A 20,819-nucleotide genomic window follows, 5' to 3' on the forward strand; every position below is an offset into this window, starting at 1 on the left:
AGCGGCCCGAAGTCGTAGATCACCTGCTGCAACCCGGGAACCGCCTGGATCTGCGTGAACAGCACGCTCATCGCATCGTGGTCGGCGGACATAAAGCCGACCACGATGTCGATGACGAACTGGGCGATCAGCACGACGATGCCGATACATCCGGCTGAGGCCAGCCCGGTGGCCAGGCGTCCGCCACCGGCCAGCCTCCGCATCTCATGGAATGTTATGACGAAGAACACCAGGGCGCCGATGAAGGCCAGATGCCCGGTGGTCCAGGCGAGCCCGGGACCGCGGCTGCCGTCCAAGCCGTCCAGGATGCGGATCACGCCGTAGGCGAAGGTGAGGACGGGGGCGGCGACGAAGGCGATACGGAGGTTCAACTCGTTGACTCCTTAGCTGCGATGACCTCCCAATCCTGGTTTCCCGCAGCCACGCGGACATCGCCGAAGCGAGCGAACTCCCCCATCCCTCTCAAGAGGGATCCGTCAACCCGGACGGGCTCCCGAGAGCGGCTTCCTTACGCTTTCCCCCTCTCCTCTACGGGGCGAAAAGCTGAGAGGTGTCCCATAAGCGAATCGACAACGTCGTCGCAGGACATCTGGTCGATGTCGATGAAGTGCTCGCGTGGGAGTCCGTCTCGGGCGAGAAGACGGCCGTTGATTCTGAGCGCCTCCTGCCAGTCGCGGTATCCACTGGAGCGTTCCTCCGTCAGCACACGCGCCTAAGGAGTCCCTGGTCCTTCATACGCAGGGTGAAAAGCGCGTAGTCGTAATCCGCGTAGACTTCGGCGAGCTCGCCGATGCGCTTGTCCTCAAGGTCGGTGATGATGATGTTCTTGAAGCCGTGCCGAGCGTAGTTCTTCGCCACCAGCGCGAGATTTTCGAAGGCGAGCGCCTCATCCTCCCGGTAGGTCGTCAGTCGGGTGCCGGTGTTGCGAAACTCCGGGATCCAACCGAACTCGAACAGAGGGCTGTCGAGCCGATCGCGGAGCAGTTGTGCGGTCGTCGATTTTCCGACTCCTGGCGCACCCGCGATAAATATGAACGTCCTCACAGAGGGCAGCATAGGTCCCAGTTCATAAGGTGGGCACGACCTCAGCGCCTGGTCGGCTCGGGAGACGACCTGCGGGAACGGGTCCGTGGAGTCGGGGCACGGTAGCGTGGGGGCCCAAGCAGACGGTGGTTTCGAGGCGGAGGCTCGATTGCCTGTCCGAGGTGCTTCCCGAGGTGCTTCGTGAGCGAGCGGGAGCCCGCCTCCATCTCCGTTTTCCTCGCCGATGACGACAGGCGTCTGCGGGAGGTCTACCGGAAGTTGTTCGAGCGCACCCCGGGCTTTCGGTTCGCCGGGGAGGCGGCCGACGGCGACGAGGCCGCCCGGCTGGTCGATGCGCTGAAACCCGCGGTGGCATTGCTCGATGTGCAGATGCCGGGCACTGACGGCTTGGAGGCGGCGCGGCGCATCCTGGCGGCCACAAGCACCCGCGTCGTTATGCTCACCACTTTCGACCTGGATGAATACGTGCATCAGGCCCTGACGTTCGGCGCGTCGGGTTTCCTGCTGAAGAACGCGTCCCCGGCCGAGGTGTTGCACGCGGTTCGCACGGTGCACGCGGGTAACGCCATGCTCGCCCCGGAGGTGACAGCGCGGTTGCTGGACCGGTTCGCGCCACGTCGGCCCAACGAGCGGCATGCGTTCGCGAGTCAGGTTCTGTCTGAGCGGGAGCTGCAGGTCATCCGGCTGGTCGCCCGTGGCCACTCCAACCAGCAGATCGCGGACGAGCTGTTCCTGAGCCTGGAAACGGTCCGCACATATCTGCGCCGGATGTTCGCCAAGTTGGGGGTCAACGACCGTACCCACCTGGCCGTGCTCGCGTATGAGGCGGGCCTGCTGCACGATCCGCGGTAGGTGTCTACTTTCGGGCGACGCGACCGTCGACGGCCCTGACCCATGCTGAACGTCCTGACACGCGGCATGAGGCATAAGGCTAATGATGATCGAGGTTTCAGGGCTCAGTAAGCGATACGGCGCGAAGGTGGCGGTCGACAACGTCAGTTTCACCGTGAGGCCCGGCCGGGTCACCGGTTTCCTGGGGCCGAACGGCGCCGGCAAGTCGACAACGCTGCGCGTTCTGCTCGGCCTGGACCATCCAACCGGCGGGACCGCGCTGATCGAAGGTAAGCGGTATCGCGACCTCCGCCATCCGCTGCGCAAGGTCGGGGCGCTGCTCGAGGGGGCGGGCCCGGTGCCTGAACGACGCGCCGTGGACCATCTCACGTGGATCGCGCAGAGCAACCGGATTCCGCGGCGCCGGGTCTGGGAGGTGCTCGATCTGGTCGGTCTGAGTGATGCCGCCAGGCAACCGGTCAAGAAGTATTCGCTCGGCATGGGGCAGCGCCTCGGGATCGCCGCGGCGTTGCTCGGCGATCCGGAGATCCTCGTGCTCGACGAGCCGGTCAACGGGCTGGACCCGGACGGTATCCGCTGGGTGCGGAATTTCCTGCGGGGCTACGCGGCCTCCGGCCGTACTGTGCTGCTCTCCAGCCATCTCATGGCGGAGATGGCCGGCACCGCCGACGAGGCGGTGGTGATCAGCCGCGGCAGGATCGTCGCCCACGGCTCTTTGGACGCCATCACCGCGGGGCATCCGTCGTTGGAGACGGCGTTCTTCGCGCTCACCGGCGACCGCGCGGGGTGGTGAGCAGCGTGCCTGCCGCGACCCGGGCGGAACTCACCAAGATTGTTTCGCTGCGCACGGTGTGGATTGTCACCGGTGTCGTCATCACCCTCCACCTGCTCGTGTCATTCGCGAACGTGGGCCTCAACACGGAGGCAGTAAGCAAGATCACACCCACCGGGCTGATCGAACTCTTCCCTGACGACCCGCAGCCCGCCCACCGGGCGATCGTCGACTTCCTGGTCGCGTCGTCGTTCCAGATGGGCCTGTTTCTGCCGGGCATCGCCGCGGTCATCGCCGGGCAGGAGTTCCGCTCCCGCCAGCTCGGGCAGTCTCTGCTCGCGGTTCCGCGGCGGGGTCGGCTGATCGTCGCCAAGACATTCGCCGCCACCGGATTTCTCTTGTTCGTGTCCGTGCTCATCGCGGGAATCAGCACGGCGTTCATGTACGCCGCGGTCAAGGACTGGAACCCCACTCTGCTGGTGAGCGCCGACGCGTGGCGGGGCCAGGGGAAGTTCGTCGCCTTCGCGGTGCTGACCGGCCTGATCAGCTTCGCGATCACTGTGCTCGCCCGCAGCACTCTCGTCGGCATCGTGGTCACCGTGGCGTTGATCGCCCTCACCATGACCCAGCTCCTGGCCGCGTTCACCCCTGCCCTCGACGCTCTGCTCCCGCTCAGCGCGGGCCGAAACCTGCTGCTCAATCCGGCCGATAACAAGCTCTCCGCCGGACCCGAGCATGCTTTGGCCGTGCTGATCGCCTGGCCAGTGGTGATGATCACGGCGGCCGGGATCGCCCTCAGCCGGCGGGACGCGCGGTGACCGCCGTCGAGGCCGACGGCGGCCTGCGCGACACGGGCGAGATCAGGCTCACCGATCTTATGCACGCCGAACTCACCAAGATCCGCACCCTGCCCGCGACGTGGATCGTCCTCGCCGTCACCCTTGTGGCCAATACGGCGCTGGGTTTCCTGGCCGCCACCGATGTCGTACGTGTCGCCGGTCAGGGCGGGCCGGTCGCGATCGCCCAGCTCGGCACTCTGCTGCTGGCTCCCGTCTACGCGTTCATCGCCGTTCCCGTTTTCGCCGCCGGCAGTGAGTACGGCGGCGGCCAGCTACGGGTCAGTCTCACCGCCGTACCGAACCGGCATAGGTTCTTCCTGGCGAAGCTCCTGGCGAGCTCGGGGGTGGCCGTCCTCGCGGCGGTCCCCGCCGTACTTCCGGGGCACCTTGTCCAGCACGTGGCCGCCCCTCGCGGCGATTCGGGCGTCGGCAGTGTGATCAGCGGCTTTCTCGCACTTGTGATGGCCTATCTCCTCGTGGGCCTGGTCGGCTTTGGGTTCGCCGTCCTCGCGAAGACGGTCGTCACGCCGCTGGCCGTGCTGTTCATCCTGCCGGTTCTGGTCTCCCCCATGCTGGGCGGCATCCTGCCCGGTGTCGTACGGCTGCTGCCGCATGAGGCGACGCTGAGCTTCCTGGCCATGCCGACCAGCCCGGCGCTCGCGCTCGGTGGGGCGACCGGGCTGGCGGTGGTGACGGCCTGGGCCGTGGTCTTCGTCGGCACCGCCTGGTGGGTCAACGCTCGGCGGGACACCTCAGGGTCATGATGGCTGCTGCAGCAGGTTGGCCCGTATGACGACGGCGACCAGTGCGTCCCGGTCGGACCCTTTGGGCAGTCTCAGTTTCTCGCTGACGTACTTGATGTGGGCGTCGACGGCACGTGGGCTGATCGTCCGATGTCGGGCGCGCAGCTTCGCAGCGATCTCCACCGATGTGGGCAGGCTCGCGTCCATGGTGCCGCTCAGTCTGTCTCGGCAGAGTTCGGAAAGGACGGAGAAATAGGTCGATCGACGGTCGAGCAACGGGCGGCGGGAGGCCGACTGGCACACCAGCAAGCGCTCCCGAGAGGTGTACTGCGGTTCGTAGCCGAAAACAGCTACCTTTGGGGCCTTAGGGGAGGCGGCCAGTTCGATCTGCGCTAGCTCAAAGGGAACCGGCACGTTACACCGTCCGGGTTCAACCACGATGTATTGGTACCAATCATCCATGTTCGTCACGGTCATCGGTGCCTCACGGGACAGATTGCTCAGCGACCAGGAGTCGCTGCCGGCGACAATGCGGCCGACCGCCGGCGGCAACTCGTCGAGGTCGATCCGTACGTCCACCAGGCATCGACCGCAACGGCAGACACCGATCGTGGCGGACTGCCCGGCGGTGAGACCGACCTGTGCCGGAGCCTCACCAGCCAGTGCGGGTGCCTGGATTATGATCTTCTTTGTCATAACTTCCCCCGCGTAATCAGGATTCTTGTACTGAAACTCGGAGCCTGACCATGTGTCGCGCCTTTGGACCGCCGAGGTCCTGAAGAGGGGCTGCCGGGGAGGTGACACCCGAACCGGCCCCCTACGCGCAGGCGAGGCCAACCGCCTCCTCGGCGATGAAGTTCGGTCGGGCGGCTTGCCCCACCCGGACTGTTCGCCATCACGGCCACCAATATTCCTCAGTTAAGGTCTGCAGTTTTATGCTCATCCGAAAATGACAGAAAAGAACAGCGTCGCCGAGAATGTCGTCTAGTGGCCAGAGATCGCCATCAATCTAGAACATTCACACCCATGGCCACAAGGGTGCCTGGATGAGCAAAACGGACACCGCGGCACCCACGCTCACCTGACCATATTGACTACAGGGAGTCATGACGATTTCAACACAATCCCGGCCGGTTCGCAATTCATCGCGCAGGCGCGTATACCAGATGACTTTCCCTTACGGCAAGCAAACGACTTCTCGGTATACCGAGATTACCCGGGGGCGGCGGTCGCCTTAGCTTTCCGTCGTGAGCATCGAGCGATGCCCACGCAGCCACGACCAGCACGAGAAAGGAACACGACGTGAGCGACTACACCGCCCCCGCGCTGACCAGGATCGGGTCGTTCGAGACGGTCACCAAGAGCCTCGGCAGCGCCAGGGAGCGCGACATCCTCGGCTTTCGCGCGCTGATCGTCATCCACCCGCCGGCGTAACGCAGCGGAACGGTCAAGTGCGGGCGCGGAACAGCACGCACCTGCTCCGCGCCCGCCTCGTCATACCCGATTCCTGCCGATGCCGAACACGCTGAAAAGACCGGGAATGCCGCCATGCCTGTGGTCGTCCTTCCGGACATCCCTTTACGCCATCCACTCATGGACAAGATCGCTCAGCACGCCGGCGAGGTCCTGTTCCGCTACCCTTCCGGACTCCCCTGGGTCATTGGCGATGACCGCAACCGGGTTGTGCACGCGGAAAACCGCGATATCACCGTCATTCTCCTTGGAAACAGCGCGGAGGAATTCACCGACGGCGACCTCAGCCGACTCATCGGCGACAAGAAATCGGTTGCCGAACTCGATTCGGCCGCCGCGCGTGTCACCGAGGGCGACGTGTTGTTCTTCGCTCACGAGCGGGGGCGCATGCGCTCGCAAGCTCCGCTTTTCCTCACCCGGGCGCTGTGCTGGACCACGGTCGACGGTGTGCCCCTGATCTCCGACGATCAGTTCACGATCAAATCGATCGCTGGACTGCGCCCGGACCCGGCCGTCCTCGCGAGCAGGCTCACCGACGCGGAGATCTCCCACGTCTTCGGGCTCAGGAGCATCTGGCAGGGCGTGCAGACCGCCGGTCCGGGCGAGTGGCTCGATTCCAGGGGGGATCACGCTCCCAGCCGCACGGTGTGGTGGCGGCCACCGCGGCCTGACCGGTCCGCCGGCGAGCTCGCCCACGAGCTGCGCGACGCCATGTCCGAAGCACTGCGGTCACGGACGGCGGGCCACCGGGAGGTCAGCGCCGACCTCTCCGGGGGTCTCGACTCCACGACGCTCTGTTTTTTCTTGGCGGATCTGGGGATCAAGCCGCACACGCTCTTTCTCGCCTCGGACAACGTCGCCAACAACGATCACCGATGGGCGGATCGCGCGGCGTCGGAACTCGGCGCCGATCATCGAAGCGTGCCGTACAGCTCGGTCATTCCGTACGTCCTGGACGAACGCACAGGTACCGTGGCGACGGCCCCCGAGGGGCCCAGCATCGCGAACACCGCGCTCGCCTCGGTGCCCATGATCGAAGAGACGATGGGCGTCACCGGAACCGCGCTGCATCTCAACGGCCACGCCGGCGACGCCCTTTTCGGCTCGGTCTCCACGATGCTCTGGTCGCTGTTCCACTCCCGCGAGAAGAAGCGCTACCGCCGGACCTGGCAGTTCCGCGTGCTCAACCGATACCCGATCGGCCAGACCGTCCGGATGGTCGCCAGGAAAGGCTCCTATCTCCGGGACCTGCGCCGGATCGCACGGCACGACTTCGGCAGCCCGGGCGACGGCATCTCCGAACACTCACGCTGGGTGCCGCTGCCGAATGTGCATCCGGCCCTGACCTCTACCGCCCGCGCGCATCTGCGTCGGCTGGCCTTGGAAGGCACCGGCGAGGAACGGCGTCAGCTCTCCGACGACCGTACGATCCATCAGATCCTGAGCTACCTCGTGGTGCATGGCAACGTCGTGCGCCGCATGAACCAGGCCGCCTCACCTGGAGCCGGGATCGCCTTCGACAGCCCGTACCTCGATCGGCGCGTCGTCGAGATCAGCCTGTCGCTGCGCATCGGCGAACGCAGCCACCAGTATCCGGCGAAGCCGCTGCTGGCCGCGGCGAGGCCGTCGGCCATGTCGCTCGACTACTTCACCCGACCGGACAAGGGCGAATACACCGCGGAGGTGTTCGCCCAGCACCAGGCGATCAAACCGGTGCTGCGCCGGCTCTTCGCCGAAGGCTCCGCCCTGGAGGACCTGGGCCTGGTCTCCGCGGAGCACGTTCTGCGCTCGTCCGACGAGTTCACCACGAGCGGTGCCGGCTACGCCGATCTCGACAACATCGTGATCGCCGAGCGGTGGCTGCGCTCAGCGACGTAGTACGCCACGGAGGTAGCAACGGTGGTTCACCTCAGACAGGGACTTTCGATCGTCGAGGTCGATGACGGCAAGGTCGTTCTCGACACCAGACGCGGCGTCTACTGGCACCTCAACCGGACGGCGATCACCGTGGTGGAGGAGCTCGGCCGCGGCCGAGCCTTCGACGATCTGATCCGCGAGATCGTCCGGGAGACCGGGGCAGATGAGGACCGGGTCCGTTCGGACCACCTCGCCCTGCTCGACGAACTGCGCCGCGCGAAACTCATCGAGGGCAAGCTGCCGTGACGGCTCCGATCATGCCGCAGCGCCGGATCGGCCTGGCCCGGCGGTACGCGATCCTCGCCCGGGTGGCGGTCTGGGTCGCCCGGCCGCTGTCGATGCTGCCTCCGCATCTCCTCTGCCGCATCCTGACCCTGCTGGTCAAGGGCACTCGGCCGCCCATCGCCGCGGATGTCCTCTCCTGGCGTGACGCGGTCAACAGCGTGAGCCGTCGGTGCGCCGGCGAAGGCTGCCTGCAGCGGTCGGTCGCGGTCATGCTGATGGGGCGTTTCCATGGAGCGCCACCGGCGTGGAAGACCGGCTTCCGGCCGAACCCCTTCGTCGCGCACGCCTGGGTCGAGGTCGGCGGCGTGCCGATCGGTGAGCCCAAGGCGGTAGCGCACTTCCATGCCGTCCTCGCGGTGAAGCACCGCTGACACCAACTCCCCGAGAATGAGGTCGATACGTGACCACCGCTGCCGTGCAGCAGGCCGTGGCACCAGAAGTGCCGCCCGCCGAACCGGCTCCTCAAGTCGCCGGCTTCCGACAGGCGTTCGCCCTCCTGCGGCCATACCGGTCCAGCATGATCCTGGCATTCCTGTTCGGTACCGCTGCCGCCGCGCTGGCGGCGCTGCAGCCGCTCCTCGTGTCGTCGACGGTGGACGGGTTCGCCGGGGAGATTCCCTACTCGGCGATCCTGCTTCTGTTCGTACTGCTGGCGTCCAGCGCCATGCTCAACGGACTGGAGCAGTATGTCCTGCAACGTTCCGGCGAGCGCTTCGCGTTCGACACCCGGAAGCGGCTGATCCAGCACGTCTACCGGCTGCCGATCGGCGTGCTCGAACGCCGCGAACGCGGAGACATCATCTCTCGGATCACCACGGACGTGTCCCAGACCCGGGCCATCCTCAGCTCCGGCCTGGTCGAACTGGCCACCAGCCTGATCACGGTGCTGGTCTCCCTGGTCATGATGGCACTGATCGACGCCGTCCTCCTGGTGCTCGCCGCGCTGGCCATCTGCATGGTCATCGTGGCGATCTACCTGATCGGACGGCGCACCCGCCCAGCCGGCCTGCGGGCTCAGAACGCCGTCGGCGACCTGGCCGCCGCCGTATCCCGATCGCTCGGTGCGATACGCACCATCCGCGCCACGGTGTCCACCACGCGGGAGGCCGACTCGGCGGTGCGCCAGGCCCAGGCGGCCCTTGAGGCGGGGTTCGTCGTCGCGCGGCTGCGAGCCGTCGTCCAGACCTTCTCCGGCGTCGCGGTCCAGCTCCTGCTCATCGCCGTCGTCGCGGCCGGCGCGATCCGCGTGGCGGCCGGTTCCCTGACCGTCGGCCAACTCAGCGCCTTCATCATGTATCTGCTGCTCATGGCCACGCCGATCACGATGTTCGGAAGCCTGGTGTCGCTGCTTGGTGAGGCATTCGGCGCCCTGACCCGGATTCTGGCGATCCAGTCGGTCGCTCCGGAATCGGAGCTCCCGGATGTGGCATCGGATGTGGCATCGCCGTCGACGGCCCCTCCGGTCAGGAACACCCCGGGTGCACCGTTCTTCGCGCTTCGGAATATCTCATTTCGTTACCCGCAGCGCACCGAGAACCGTACGGAGGACGAGGTCTGGGCACTGCGGAACGTAACGCTGGACTTCCTCCAAGGACGAACGACGGCCCTGGTGGGCCCGTCCGGCGCCGGCAAATCAACCTTGTTCGCCCTGCTGGAGCGGTTCTATGACGCCACCGAGGGTGCGGTTCTCTTCCGCGGCGAGGATGTCCGGCGGCTGTCACGCGACGACCTGCGCCGGCAGATCTCCTACGTCGAGCAGGACGCCCCCGCGCTCTCCGGCACAGTCCGCGACAACCTGCTGCTGGGTCTGCACACGGCGAGCGACGCACAATGCGCCGACGCCCTGCGGCGGGTCAACCTGCTGTCGTCCGCCGACACGGCGGCCGACTTCCTCGATGCCCAGGTCGGCGAGGTCGGCACCCTGCTCAGCGGCGGCGAAAGGCAGAGGCTCGCGATCGCGCGAGCGTTTCTCGCCGACGCGCCGATCCTGCTGCTCGACGAGGTCACGTCCAACCTCGACAGCAACAACGAGAGGGTCATCCAGGACGTCATCCGCGCCAAGAACGGCGCACAGTCGATCATTGTGATCGCGCACCGGCTGTCGACCGTGGTCGCGGCCGACTCCATCATCGTCATGGAGGAGGGCAAGGTCGTCGCCCAGGGCACCCATAGCGAGCTGCTGGCGATCTCACCGCTCTACCGGGAGCTCGCACACAACCAACTCCTCGACTAGGAACGCCACGAGAGGCTTCCCCCGGGGTTCGCGTGCGCTTATGCCGTACGGCCCGGCGCGCGGTACGGCCGGCGCCCCGCGGAGGAGGCTCATCCTGCTGCAGGGGCGATGCCTCTGCAGGGCGACGCCCCTGCGGAACGCGTAGACTCCCCGGGATGAGTCAGCGCCGATCGACGCCGGGCCGCCCGCGAACCAAACCCGCCGAGGAGCGGCGTGCCGACCTCCTCGACGCGGCCGAGCGGGTGTTCGTCGGGCGCGGAATCGACGCTGCTCGACTCGACGAGATCACCGATCACGCGGACGTCTCGATCGGCACGTTGTATTTCCATTTCCGCTCGAAACACGACCTCTTGGTCGCGGTGCGGGCCCGCTTCATCGATCGGCTGGTCGAGCGGCAGGACGCGGCGGTGCGACGCCTGCCCGCCGACGACTGGATCGGACGTGTGGACGCCTGGCTCAGCGACGCGGTCCGCGCGTATGTCGAGCACGCTGAGCTGCACGACGTGCTCTACGACCACACTCCGCTCAACGCCAAGACAACGATCCAGGTCACCCCTGAGAACGCGCATGTCGAAGCGTTTCGGCGACTCATCGCCGAGCGCCCCGACCCGCCGCCGGACGCCCCGAATCCCGCGATGGCCGCGAATCTGATCTACAGCGCCTGGTACGGCGCCACGCATGCGCTTCTACACCATGAAGCCGTGGACATCGACCAACTGGCCGACGAGCTCATCGCGGACATCACCGACCTCGCACACCGCTACCTGCGCATCGAACCCTGACCTTGCGGGCCGGTCGCCGATGGCCTTTGCGCGCTGATCGGTGACGGTCGGCCCGCGTCCCGGGTCAAGGAACCGCGTCGGCGACGCGCCGATGCCGCGCTCGCCGTACTGCCGTACTGCCGTACTGCCGTACTGCCGTACTGCCGTACTGCCGTACTGCCGTACTGCCGTACTGCCGTACTGCCGTACTGCCGTGCTGAGCGTGCGAACGCCCCGCCCGTACGCAGCAGCTCCGCAATCATGCCGGCCTCGGCCGCCGTCGAGTGAGAGCACGTGACCGGTTGGGTCAGGAGCCGAACGGAACGCGCATCCATGCGTCCAGGCCCGCCGACCTGGCACTTGGACGATGTTGGTTTCGTTAGGCTAACCTAACCTCATGTGTCGACTGAGCCTCATTCGATAATGCGTAGCTCCAGCTCTCAGCGACGGTTAGTTACTCTCAGCAAGGGGGGGCGCCTCGTGCTCCAGCCGTATCTCAACCACCGGGCACGAGGTCGTAGACCGCACGCCGATCCGAGCCGATTCCGCACCGCCGCGCTCGGCGCCCTCATCGCGCTAACGGCGATCGGGGCAGCGGGGTGCGGAGGCGATGACGGCGGCTCGCGCCAAGCAGGCGGCACGAGCAAGGTCGCGTTCAAATCCTGTGACCGGACTTTCGAGCTCGATCGCGCCCCGCAACGTGTGGTGATCACCAATGACGCCATCGCCGACACGCTGTTCGCGCTTGGCGTCGGCGAGCGGATCGTCGCCAAGACACGCGGAGAGTCCGCCCCCTCCCCGGAGCTGAAGGAGCGCCTCGCCTCCCTGCCCAATCTCGGAACGCGCAGCCCGAGCACCGAAGCACTGATCGCCGCGAAGCCGGAGCTCCTGATCACCGACCAGGTCGAAAAGGTCTCCGGCGACAACGGAAGCCCGAGCGTCGAAGAGCTGAAGCGGCTGGGCGTCGCGACCTATGTCGCCGGTGGCTGCTCCGCGGACCTCAGCGTGGACAGCCCTGGGCTTGATTCGCTGTTCGCCGACCTCAAGCAGCTCGGCACGGTCTTCGGCGTGCAGGAGCCCGCACAAGCCCTCGCCGACAAGCTGCGCGCCCGACTCGACGACGTGAGCCGGCGCACCTCCCAGCAGACCAAGCCCGGTGTCGTCGAAGTTTCGCAGGTCGCCGGCCAGCTCTACGTGACGTCCGGCGGCTACGGAACCGACGTGATCGAACGAGCGGGCGGGACCAACCTCTTCGCCGACCTGCCCGGGCAGTACGCGCCGATCAGCCCCGAACAGATCATCGCGCGCAACCCCCAGGCCATCATCGCCGTCGACTACACGGCGTCACCGGCCGGGCAACGTGAGTTGATCGAATTCCTGACCCAGAAGTTCCCCACCACCGACGCCGTCAAGAACCGACGCCTCCTCGCGATCGACGCGGCCAAGACCGGGGCGCGCGGGAGCACGAGGCCGGTGGACGGCGTCGTCGAGATCGCGCGTTTCCTGCACCCGACCGCGTTCCGCTCCCAGTAGTGTCCGCTGTGCCGAAGCAGACACCCACCGCCGTGGCCGCCGACGTGGCCGCCGACGTGGCCGCCGACGTGGCCGAGCGCTCGCGAGACGCTCGCCAGCGGCCCCTGAACCACCGGAACCGGCTCACATCCCTCCCCATAGTCCTACCGACGCTGTTCGTCGTCCTTGTCGTGGCGGTCTGCGTGGCGGTGGCGGTCGGATCAGTCGGCGTGCGGCTCGACATCGTCGCCATGGTCATTCGCGACCACCTGATCAACGCCGAGACGTCCGCCAGCGCCATGGACGATCAGATCGTGTGGAACCTGCGGCTCCCCCGCGTCCTCCTGGCCGCCGCCGTCGGCGCGGGTCTCGCCGCCGTCGGTGTCACGCTGCAGGCGACCGTCCGGAACCCGCTTGCCGACCCCTACGTGCTCGGAGTCTCCGCGGGCGCCGGATTGACGGCCTCCATTGCGATCACGCTCGGGTCGGTGGCGGTGGCCGGCCTGTCGACGTCGGCCGCGGCCTTCGTCGGAGCGCTCGCGGCCACGATCGCGGTCCTCGGACTGTCGCGCCGCGCCGGACGCGTCGTCCCGAGCCGCCTGGTCCTCGCCGGAGTGACACTCTCGTACCTGTTCACCGGAGCCACCAGCTTCGTCATCTTCCGGACCGCCAACGCGGACGCGGCGCACTCGGTGCTGTTCTGGCTGCTGGGCTCACTATCGGAGTCGTCGTGGTCGAACCTGGCGCTGCCGACGGTGGCCGTACTGGTCGCCGGCGGCTATCTGATGCTGCAGACCCGAACGCTCAACGCGCTCGCCGCCGGCGACGACGCCGCGCTCTCGCTCGGCGTCTCCGTGCACCGCGCCCGCATCCAGCTGCTGGTCGTGGCCTCGCTTCTGACCGGTGTGCTCGTCGCCGTGTCCGGAGGCATCGGCTTCGTCGGGCTCATCGTTCCGCACCTCGTGCGCCTCGCAATCGGCCCCGACCATCGACGCCTGCTCCCGATCGCCATGCTCGTGGGCGCGATCTACCTCGTCGCGGTCGACCTGCTGTGCCGTATCCTCGTGCGCCCGGAGGAGCTGCCCATCGGAATCGTCACCGCCCTGCTCGGCGCACCGGTCTTCCTGTGGCTGCTGCGCCGCTCGGAGGCGTCATGAGACTCTCGTTGACCAGTGTGAGCGTCCGGCTCGGCACCGCCCCCATCGTCGCCGACTGCGACCTCACCGTCGGAGACGGGGAACGCGTCGGTCTCGTCGGGCCCAACGGCAGCGGCAAGACCTCGCTCATGCGCACGATCTACCGCGCGCTCGATCCCGTCGCCGGCAGCGTCGCGCTGGCCGGCGACGACATACGGACGCTCAGCCAGCGCCAAATCGCGCGACGCGCGGCTCTCGTCGCCCAGGACAACGCCCCGGACTTCGACTTCACCGTCGAGGAAGTCGTGGCCATGGGCCGCGGACCCTGGATCGGAGCCTTCGAAACGACCACTGGCCGCAACAACGCGCCCATCGCCAGCGCGCTCGAACGCGTCGGCCTGGCGGGCCACCGCACGCGGCGGCTCTCGACCTTGTCCGGCGGCGAACGGCAGCGGGCCCTGGTGGCCCGCGCCCTCGCCCAGGAGAGTCCGCTGCTGCTCCTCGACGAACCGACCAACCATCTCGACGTGCACACCGCGCTCGAACTGCTCGAACTCGTCCGCGACCTAGGTCGTGCGACGCTGTGCGTCCTGCACGACCTCAACCTCGCGGCCACCTACTGCGACCGGCTCTACGTCCTGCACCGCGGCCGAATCGTCGCCAACGGCCCACCCGAGGAGGTGCTCGACCCCGAACTCGTCCAAGCGGTCTTCGGAGTCACGTGCACGCATCTGGCCCATCCGATCACCGGCGGACTACTGCTCGCGTTCTCGCCGCTACACGCCGCCCCGGTGCCCGCGCTGGGAAAAGGCTCGAACCAATGAGCAGCAGGCCCGCTGACGCGGCGCTCGGGCGTTAAACGGGCCGGGTCTTCGAACCATAGGCCTGACCGGGCGAGTGCCGTACGGCCGGCGCGCGGTACGGCAGGCGGGCCATACGGCCGATGCGCGGTACGGCAGGCGCACGCCTGCCGTACCGTGTTCGCCCACGTCAGCCTGTCCGTCGGGCTAGCGCCGCCACCATTGGCCGCGGACAGGGCGGCCGAGTCGCCACGGCTCGCGCCTGGCCTGCGCCGCCGCGGGGGGCTCCAGCCGCTGGTAGCGGTATTCCTGGTAGGGGCCGTGCGGGCTCCAGTCGCCGAGGTAGGGCCTCAGGTCGTCCGCCTCGGGTTCGGCGTCGAACCTGATGGAGGCGAGGCCGCCGGGTGAGATCGTCGGGTCGAGCTGCCGCGCCATCGACTGCCCCCATACGACCCATTGGCGCAGGTTGGCGGCCTCTTCGGGGCTGTCCATGTTCGCTGCGGCCTTCTCCAGCGCTTCGCAGAACTCGTGCAGTTCGGCCGCGGCGAACCAGTCCTGCAGGGCGTTGCCGAGCGTGTCGCGCCGGCGGTCCTCCAAGGCGCATTCGCGTGCCGCGGTCATCGCGGTCTCCCACATGGTGAGCCGCTCGGCCTCCTTGCGCTCTTCTGCGGCGCGCATCTCCTGGAGTTCGCGCTCGCGCTTGAGCCTCGCCTGCTCGGCGGCGTTGACCCGGTGCTCCAGCTCCTTGATGACCTCCCGGACCTTGGACTCGACCTGGGTCCTGCCGTTGTCGACCCACTGGGTGCGCTCGGCGAACCCGGATTGCTGGAGTTCCATCCGGAGGCGGCCGGTGGGCACGGAGCCGTACTCGGTGGGCCGCGACCAGCCGTTGGACCTGCGGCGCCGCTCCTCGGCCGTCGGCTCCTGCGGCACGTCCTCCATCACCTCGGAGACGGTCAGCGTCCAGCGCTGCTCGTGCTTTTGCAGGTAGAACGTCACCGGTGTGCGCTTGAGCGACATGATCAGCTTGTAGCCGCGGCGTTCGGCCTGGATCGACAGCCCTTCCAGCAGCGCCTTGACGCGGGGCATCAGCCCGGGCGAGACGCGGATCCGGTTGCGCTCTTCCTCCAGGAGGCTAACCATCATACGCGGATCGGAGGTTTCCTTGCGCGTGCCGAGCCGTACGCGGTTCCAGTTGGTTTCGGGCTGGGAGTCGTTCGTGAGGAGAATGACCATGTCGCCCCGGTCCCTACCGGTGTGGCGAAGATGGAACCCCGCCGGCACCAGGCCGCGCCGCTTGGCGGCGTGGATCAGCCTGCGATACGACGCACGGGTCTGTTCGTCGGGGTTGTTGAGGCGCAGCGTCCCGCCGTCGCGCTTGAGGCGCTCCATCAGGTCCTTCACCAGCACCTGCGGGCTGGTCCCGTGGTCCACCGTCACTCCTCTCGTAGCTCTCGGCAGGGAGCCATCGACCATTTCGACCGCGCGGTCGGGGTGGTCGGGGTGGTAGCCGTTTTCGAGGTAGAAGCGACCCGCTTCGGTGATCTCCGCCCGCCAGACGCCGTCGCGCCGGGGGGTCTTCACCAGGCCCCGGTTGCGCAGGGCGTAGACGGTGTTCGCAAGGTCGGAGTTCTTGGCGGTGACCGAATCGGTGGACGTGCCAATCCGATTGAGTACCGCGAGCTGACGTTCGTTCAATGCATCCCATCGCCGCATGGAGACAGATCACACTCTCGCTGCGGGACGGACAACCTACGTCAGCACATGTGCTATCCAGAATTCGACGAGAGAATCCCGAGAGGGATTACATAATCCCAGGTCAGAGGCCATTTTAGGGGTTCTCTGGATTTCCAGGTCGAGGGCGGGGAGCCCCCGAGGGCCGAGATGCATGCTGCCACCCACCTCGGAGGCCCGCCGACCGGGGCCCCGCCCCAGCACGCGTGTCTCGATTCTCTGGAGAAACGGCAGGTGAACCCGTGTATCGAGGAAGGCCGACCGGTAAGGCGGGACCGCCGCCCCCAGGACCGGAGCCGCAAGGTCGGCCCACACGAAGTCCGACGTATCCACCAAATCCCCGCGATGTAGTGCAAACCACGCAGGTCAGGTAAATACACGTACGGCTACCGCCGGCAATCGCGGCCTCCGCCCATCACACGCCGCGCGCTACGGCAACGGACGCCGCGGCGACGGGCGGAGGCGGCGGGCGGAGGCCGCAAGCCATTTCAGACCCCGAGCATCTCGCTTGCGAGAGCCGTACCGCGCACCCGGGCCTCAATCTTGGCGAACGCGGTCTCACGCGTGGTCGAGATGTCATCTGCGAACGGGGCGAAACCACAGTCGTCACAGGTGCCGAGCAGCTCCACCGGAATATGGCGGGCCGCCGCGAGAACCCGGTCCCGAACCGTCTCCGGGGTCTCCACCACAGGGTCGATGGGGTCGGTCACCCCGATGAAAACACGGGAACCCGGCCTGAGATGGTCGGCGATCAGGCGCAGCGACCGCTCCGGGTCGGCTTCACCGGCAATCTGAATGTAGAAGTTGCCGACCTTGAGCTGGAAGAGTTTCGGCAGCAGGTCCGCATAGTCGACGTCGGCACTGTGCGTCGAGTCCCCATCGCCGCCGGGGCAGGTGTGCACGCCGATGCGTGCTTGTTCGGCCTCGGTGAAACGCGACAGCACCCGGTTGTTGAGCGCGATGAGGTCGTCGAGCAACGCTCCGCTCGGGTCGAGTTTGAGCGAGAGCCTGCCCTCGGTGAAGTCGAGCTGCACGACATGCGCGCCCGCCTCAAGGCAGCCTCTGATGTCGGCTTCGGCCTCCACCACCAGATCGTCGAAGAAGACCTTCGGCGGATAGTCCGCGATACCGTCCGCGGGATAGAGCAGGCTGAGCGCCGAAGGCGCGATGACCGCCTGTTTCACCGGGCGCTCTGTGTGTTTGAGCGCCTCCTTCAGATAGGTCTCGGCTCTGCGGCGATAGCGGAACGGTCCCTTGGTGAGGGCCGGCAACCGGCGGGTGTGCCCATCGGCGAACGGGATTTCGGGGCCTCCGGCGGGGTCGAGACCTTCCAGTCCCTCCAGCGGGTAGGTGAGAAAACTCGGTTTGGACTGCTCACCGTCGACCAGCACGGGGCTGCCGATCTGCTCCAGGCGCGCGACGGTGTCGGCGACCGCCGCGGCCTGTCGTGCGGCAAGCTCCTCCGGGCCGATCAGCCCCTGGGCGTGCTGCGCGAGCGCGTCCACAAGGGCGGCAGGGCGGGGGATGCTTCCGATCGCTTCGGTAGGAATACCCATGGCGTCGAGGATATGTTAACTGTGGGTAAGGCTTCAATTACTCTCAGGGACCGGCTGCCCGCCGTACGGCGATTGCGCAGGTCGCGGCCTCACGGCAATGCCACCCCGACTGTCATCCTGTTCGCCTCCTCTAAGAGGCATCCGCGGAGCATCCTGCCTCAACACGGACCAGGCCACGGCGGGGATCCACCCCCACCATGGCCAAGAGCCGATATCTCGAGAACCAGATTGGCCACAAGAATCCACATCAGAAGCAAATATGGATTTTTTCTCGAGGTTCTTTGCACGGCACAGCCCAAGCGGGCTGTGCCGTACTCACCTTCACGACCGTTCCTTCGGCTGTGCCCCGAACCACCGGTCTTATCGTCAGACGTGCGTGACCAAGAGGGTCACACCCGCCTCGCCACCACAGTCGACGAAAACAGGGCCGACCCCGTTGCCGATCCTCTCCGACAGTTTCGCCTTCGCCAGGAAACCGTCAGGGTCATCCTTGATGATGCGGATGTCCTTCAGCACCTGGACCTTGCCGAACCCGCTGATCACGGCCTTAAGCCCTTGCCCTCCACCGCAGCGGCCGGTGATGGTCACCTCTTCACCGCGCCTCGCCGTGGGATTGGGGCTCACCTGGACAACCGCCCTGGCCCCCTTCGGCGGAAGCTTCGCCGCGGGCGCCTCCGTGGCGACCGCGCCGACCCCGGGGCCGACCTGACCCGCCGCGGACGCGCCCCCGACACTTAGAGCGAGCACGACGCCCGCCAAGCCGGCGCCCACTTTTGTCGCGACTGCCTTTCCGTTCACGGTGACTCCTTAGCGAGAAGGTGTTCTGGTCGCCGGTAAGTCGCAGAAAAGGCCACCGCAGGTTCCCGCTGTGACACAGTTCACAGCCTTGTGTCCATCGACCATCAGCGTCGAACTCCCGAAAACCACGACGGCCTTCCCCGGCTGCTTCTTCAAATCCCGCACATAATCCTCGGGATCCTCCCTGACCAACCGAGCCGAGCCCCGTGCCAGTCCACCCGACCCAGCGTCCAGGAGAACACCGCATTCGGCAGCTCGTTCATCCCCTTCACCATCGCAGGCCCCGTCCCCCTGCGCCTCCCGCGGCCATCGGGCATCGCACCGCAAGCTCGCGACCAAGCGGCCCCAAAGCCCCGCAGGCCACCCCCATCACACGGCCGGCCTCAGCCACATCAGAGCTTCACCAACCGCGAAGACCCAATCCCCCGACAAGCCGCCGGCTGCGAAAACCCGTACCTCGCGACGCCGACAGCGGAAACCCGCCTCCCACCCCACCACCACAACTAAGGTCACGCCATGACCACCACGTGGGACCCCACCACCCCGGGCCTACTCGCCCTGCCCTCAGGCCGCCTCATCCGAGGCCGAGGCCTCAGACACCCGCTCCCCGAAGGCCCCCACCCCACCTTCGCCCTCTACCTCCTCGGCCGCCAACCACCCCCCGTCTCCTGGGAACACCGCTGGCTCCGCTGGCCCGACTTCTGGCTCCCCTCCGACCGCCCCGCCACCGCCGCCGCCTTCCGCGAAGCCTGGACCCGCGCCGAAACCGAACGCGTAGAAGTCGCCTGCGCCGGCGGCCGAGGCCGCACCGGCACCGCCCTCGCCTGCCTCGCCATCCTCGACGGCGTCCCACCCCGCGAAGCCGTCACCTACGTCCGCACCCACTACTCCCCCCACGCCGTAGAAACCCCCTGGCAACGCCGCTACATCACCCACTTCCGCTGACAACCGAAGGGAGAAGGCCACCAAAAACCCCTCTTGACCAGGTCACATGCATAGGGCACGGTCGATGGTGCGCTTGTATCAGCCCCGCAAGGGGATTCCAGTCAGCTCTTCCATTTCAGCAGCCGCCCGCGACAGGCAACGCGAGCCAGACAAACAGGAATGCCTTCCGAAGAAGGATGGGAGCGACTGCCATCCCGCAGAAAAGCCTGCGTGCGATCCGAGTTTCTGCAACCCGGACTTCGACTCTAAAGGAACAACAAGATAATGGACTGGCGACCACCAACCGGGGAAATCCGCCTCCTCCGAGGAAACTGGCGTGCCTTCATCACCTGAAACGCGGCCGGCAGCGGGCGTCCACGGCAAGGTCGCTACGTCGCTCGCTTCCGCTGACGCTCCGACATTGAGCGCCCACTAGGGCCACTGTGGAGGGGAGGGCCACGAACAGCGCGCGTTGGGACAAGCAGCCCCCGCGCCCCCGCCTGAAAAACCGAAATCCAGCAGCAATGCGGGGGCCTCAGCGACGTGGAGACCGTCCCCTCCGGCCTGACAACCGGCGTCGCCGTACGGCTTGCCGCCCCCCAGCGACCCGATGTTCCTCAAAGCCTTGCCGCTGAATGCCCGTCTGCGCCGCTCTACCAGCGAGAACGACACGTCAACGTCCTGCTACCCGCTCAGCCGTCCCCTGTCCCCGACTGCGCTGGAGTGGACAGGGGACGGCTGAGCGGCTCTCTTATTCGCCCACATCGCCAGCACCCGGCACCTCTGCGGGAGATCGCCGCGGCGTGGACACTGTTCCGCGAGTTCGTCGCCCGCCACTGTCCCACCAGGATCAAGGCCCCCTAGCCCGCGCCGCCGCAGCCGGCCACGCCTGGACAATGCACCGCCTCGGCCTACAACCCCGTATGCCAACCCCATAGAGACCTCGGGCTGTCCGTCCTCAAGAACATCCATCCCCTTCTCCTTAGGTACTGCCCACGCCATAGACCCAGGGCTCTCAATCAAGGTGCTGGTACAGAAGGAGGCTCGTGCGGAAATCGGTCGGCACCGAAACGTCCCCGAAGACTGCTGGGGGTGTGTTTGCGCTAGACGCAAACACACCCCCAGCAGGTGAACCGGTTAGCCCGTCAACTACATTGAGTCATGCAGAGACGAACCCGACCCAGCTTTTGGCGGCGCAGGTCGGGTCGTCTGGCGACACGCGGGCTTGGCCGGCTTCGTGCTAGCCGAGCCCGCCCGCATTCTGCACCCACGTGATCCACGACTGCGCGACCACCAAGAGCAACTGCATCTGGAGCAGAAGCACCTCGCGGCGCTCACGGCCCTCATCGTCGAACAAGGTCATGCCTTTCTGATCGAATTGAATCCTCTGTTGCCAGAGGTGCTGAGCCATCCGGCTAGCCCCCGCAGTCGGATAGCGTG

The 20,819-nt window shown here is 66.9% G+C and carries 21 protein-coding genes and 1 pseudogene; 14 read left to right on the forward strand and 8 right to left on the reverse strand.

Features of this window, described 5'->3' with window-relative positions; genetic code table 11:
- Window positions 1-371 (reverse strand): annotated as a pseudogene (locus BLQ73_RS28485) (hypothetical protein); the annotation flags it as partial.
- 328 nt (window positions 372-699) lie between these two features.
- Complete coding sequence (locus BLQ73_RS28495; RefSeq protein ID WP_143020485.1) at window positions 700-1,044, reverse strand: AAA family ATPase; 345 nt, start codon at window positions 1,042-1,044, stop codon at window positions 700-702.
- Window positions 1,045-1,224: 180 nt separating this feature from the next.
- Here BLQ73_RS28495 and BLQ73_RS28500 point away from each other — a divergent pair, with 180 nt between their 5' ends.
- The 4 genes from BLQ73_RS28500 (at window position 1,225) to BLQ73_RS28515 (ending at window position 4,271) form a co-directional block, all read left to right on the forward strand.
- Entirely contained in the window at window positions 1,225-1,896 is a 672-nt protein-coding gene (locus BLQ73_RS28500; RefSeq protein ID WP_093175437.1) for a response regulator, read from the forward strand.
- 82 nt (window positions 1,897-1,978) lie between these two features.
- Complete coding sequence (locus BLQ73_RS28505) at window positions 1,979-2,689, forward strand: ABC transporter ATP-binding protein (protein ID WP_338056665.1); 711 nt, start codon at window positions 1,979-1,981, stop codon at window positions 2,687-2,689.
- A 5-nt stretch (window positions 2,690-2,694) separates the two neighbouring features.
- Window positions 2,695-3,486, forward strand: a complete 792-nt coding sequence (locus tag BLQ73_RS28510) for an ABC transporter permease (RefSeq protein ID WP_143020486.1) — start codon at window positions 2,695-2,697, stop codon at window positions 3,484-3,486.
- A complete protein-coding gene (locus tag BLQ73_RS28515) occupies window positions 3,483-4,271 on the forward strand; it encodes a hypothetical protein (protein ID WP_093175442.1) in 789 nt (262 codons plus the stop codon). The genes BLQ73_RS28510 and BLQ73_RS28515 overlap by 4 nt, the downstream gene beginning before the upstream one ends.
- Here the strand turns inward: BLQ73_RS28515 and BLQ73_RS28520 are convergent.
- A complete protein-coding gene (locus BLQ73_RS28520; RefSeq protein ID WP_143020487.1) occupies window positions 4,266-4,946 on the reverse strand; it encodes a hypothetical protein in 681 nt (226 codons plus the stop codon). The two genes, BLQ73_RS28515 and BLQ73_RS28520, sit on opposite strands and share 6 nt — an antisense overlap.
- 606 nt (window positions 4,947-5,552) lie before the next feature.
- On the opposite strand from BLQ73_RS28520, the gene BLQ73_RS31810 reads away from it, so the two are divergent.
- From BLQ73_RS31810 to BLQ73_RS28545, 6 genes are all read left to right on the forward strand, one after another.
- A complete protein-coding gene (locus BLQ73_RS31810; RefSeq protein ID WP_143020488.1) occupies window positions 5,553-5,684 on the forward strand; it encodes a lasso RiPP family leader peptide-containing protein in 132 nt (43 codons plus the stop codon).
- 159 nt (window positions 5,685-5,843) lie between these two features.
- On the forward strand, window positions 5,844-7,601 hold the full coding sequence (locus tag BLQ73_RS28525; RefSeq protein WP_176955741.1) for an asparagine synthase-related protein: 1,758 nt from the start codon (window positions 5,844-5,846) through the stop codon (window positions 7,599-7,601).
- 21 nt (window positions 7,602-7,622) lie between these two features.
- Entirely contained in the window at window positions 7,623-7,886 is a 264-nt protein-coding gene (locus tag BLQ73_RS28530; RefSeq protein WP_093175451.1) for a lasso peptide biosynthesis PqqD family chaperone, read from the forward strand.
- Window positions 7,883-8,296 (forward strand): lasso peptide biosynthesis B2 protein, encoded by a 414-nt coding sequence (locus tag BLQ73_RS28535; protein WP_245691520.1) that lies wholly within the window; start codon window positions 7,883-7,885, stop codon window positions 8,294-8,296. The genes BLQ73_RS28530 and BLQ73_RS28535 overlap by 4 nt, the downstream gene beginning before the upstream one ends.
- A gap of 29 nt (window positions 8,297-8,325) precedes the next feature.
- Complete coding sequence (locus BLQ73_RS28540) at window positions 8,326-10,158, forward strand: ABC transporter ATP-binding protein (protein ID WP_093175453.1); 1,833 nt, start codon at window positions 8,326-8,328, stop codon at window positions 10,156-10,158.
- Between the two features lie 155 nt (window positions 10,159-10,313).
- Complete coding sequence (locus BLQ73_RS28545) at window positions 10,314-10,940, forward strand: TetR/AcrR family transcriptional regulator (protein WP_093175456.1); 627 nt, start codon at window positions 10,314-10,316, stop codon at window positions 10,938-10,940.
- Here BLQ73_RS28545 and BLQ73_RS32895 read toward each other — a convergent pair.
- Window positions 10,919-11,254, reverse strand: a complete 336-nt coding sequence (locus tag BLQ73_RS32895) for a hypothetical protein (protein WP_176955742.1) — start codon at window positions 11,252-11,254, stop codon at window positions 10,919-10,921. The two genes, BLQ73_RS28545 and BLQ73_RS32895, sit on opposite strands and share 22 nt — an antisense overlap.
- A 145-nt stretch (window positions 11,255-11,399) precedes the next feature.
- On the opposite strand from BLQ73_RS32895, the gene BLQ73_RS28555 reads away from it, so the two are divergent.
- From BLQ73_RS28555 to BLQ73_RS28565, 3 genes are read left to right on the forward strand one after another with little or no spacing between them, the layout of a single operon-like run.
- The gene (locus BLQ73_RS28555; protein ID WP_218126060.1) at window positions 11,400-12,452 is read left to right on the forward strand and encodes an ABC transporter substrate-binding protein; all 1,053 of its coding nucleotides are present in this window, start codon (window positions 11,400-11,402) and stop codon (window positions 12,450-12,452) included.
- Window positions 12,453-12,460: 8 nt separating this feature from the next.
- Entirely contained in the window at window positions 12,461-13,588 is a 1,128-nt protein-coding gene (locus BLQ73_RS28560; protein ID WP_218126061.1) for a FecCD family ABC transporter permease, read from the forward strand.
- Window positions 13,585-14,391, forward strand: coding sequence for an ABC transporter ATP-binding protein (locus BLQ73_RS28565; RefSeq protein ID WP_093175464.1), 807 nt, complete (start codon window positions 13,585-13,587; stop codon window positions 14,389-14,391). Before BLQ73_RS28560 ends, BLQ73_RS28565 begins: the two co-directional genes overlap by 4 nt.
- A 183-nt stretch (window positions 14,392-14,574) precedes the next feature.
- On the opposite strand, the gene BLQ73_RS28570 is transcribed toward BLQ73_RS28565, so the two are convergent.
- The 3 genes from BLQ73_RS28570 to BLQ73_RS28580 all read right to left on the reverse strand — a co-directional run bounded on the left by BLQ73_RS28570 (window position 14,575) and on the right by BLQ73_RS28580 (window position 18,455).
- Window positions 14,575-16,065 carry a hypothetical protein gene (locus tag BLQ73_RS28570; protein WP_093175466.1) on the reverse strand — a complete coding sequence of 497 codons (1,491 nt, stop codon included), beginning with the start codon at window positions 16,063-16,065 and terminating at the stop codon, window positions 14,575-14,577.
- Window positions 16,066-16,589: 524 nt separating this feature from the next.
- Window positions 16,590-17,657 (reverse strand): cobalamin-independent methionine synthase II family protein, encoded by a 1,068-nt coding sequence (locus BLQ73_RS28575; RefSeq protein WP_093175469.1) that lies wholly within the window; start codon window positions 17,655-17,657, stop codon window positions 16,590-16,592.
- 366 nt (window positions 17,658-18,023) lie between these two features.
- Window positions 18,024-18,455, reverse strand: a complete 432-nt coding sequence (locus tag BLQ73_RS28580; RefSeq protein WP_093175471.1) for a hypothetical protein — start codon at window positions 18,453-18,455, stop codon at window positions 18,024-18,026.
- A 516-nt stretch (window positions 18,456-18,971) separates the two neighbouring features.
- Here BLQ73_RS28580 and BLQ73_RS28585 point away from each other — a divergent pair.
- A complete protein-coding gene (locus tag BLQ73_RS28585) occupies window positions 18,972-19,400 on the forward strand; it encodes a protein-tyrosine phosphatase family protein (RefSeq protein WP_093175474.1) in 429 nt (142 codons plus the stop codon).
- Window positions 19,401-20,619: 1,219 nt separating this feature from the next.
- Here the strand turns inward: BLQ73_RS28585 and BLQ73_RS34755 are convergent.
- Window positions 20,620-20,742: a hypothetical protein gene (locus tag BLQ73_RS34755; protein WP_275936333.1), complete on the reverse strand. Its 123-nt coding sequence runs from the start codon at window positions 20,740-20,742 to the stop codon at window positions 20,620-20,622.
- Window positions 20,743-20,819: the final 77 nt, after the last annotated feature.

It is taken from the genome of Sinosporangium album (genome assembly GCF_900100605.1).
GTDB classification, from domain to species: Bacteria; Actinomycetota; Actinomycetes; order Streptosporangiales; family Streptosporangiaceae; genus Sinosporangium; species Sinosporangium album.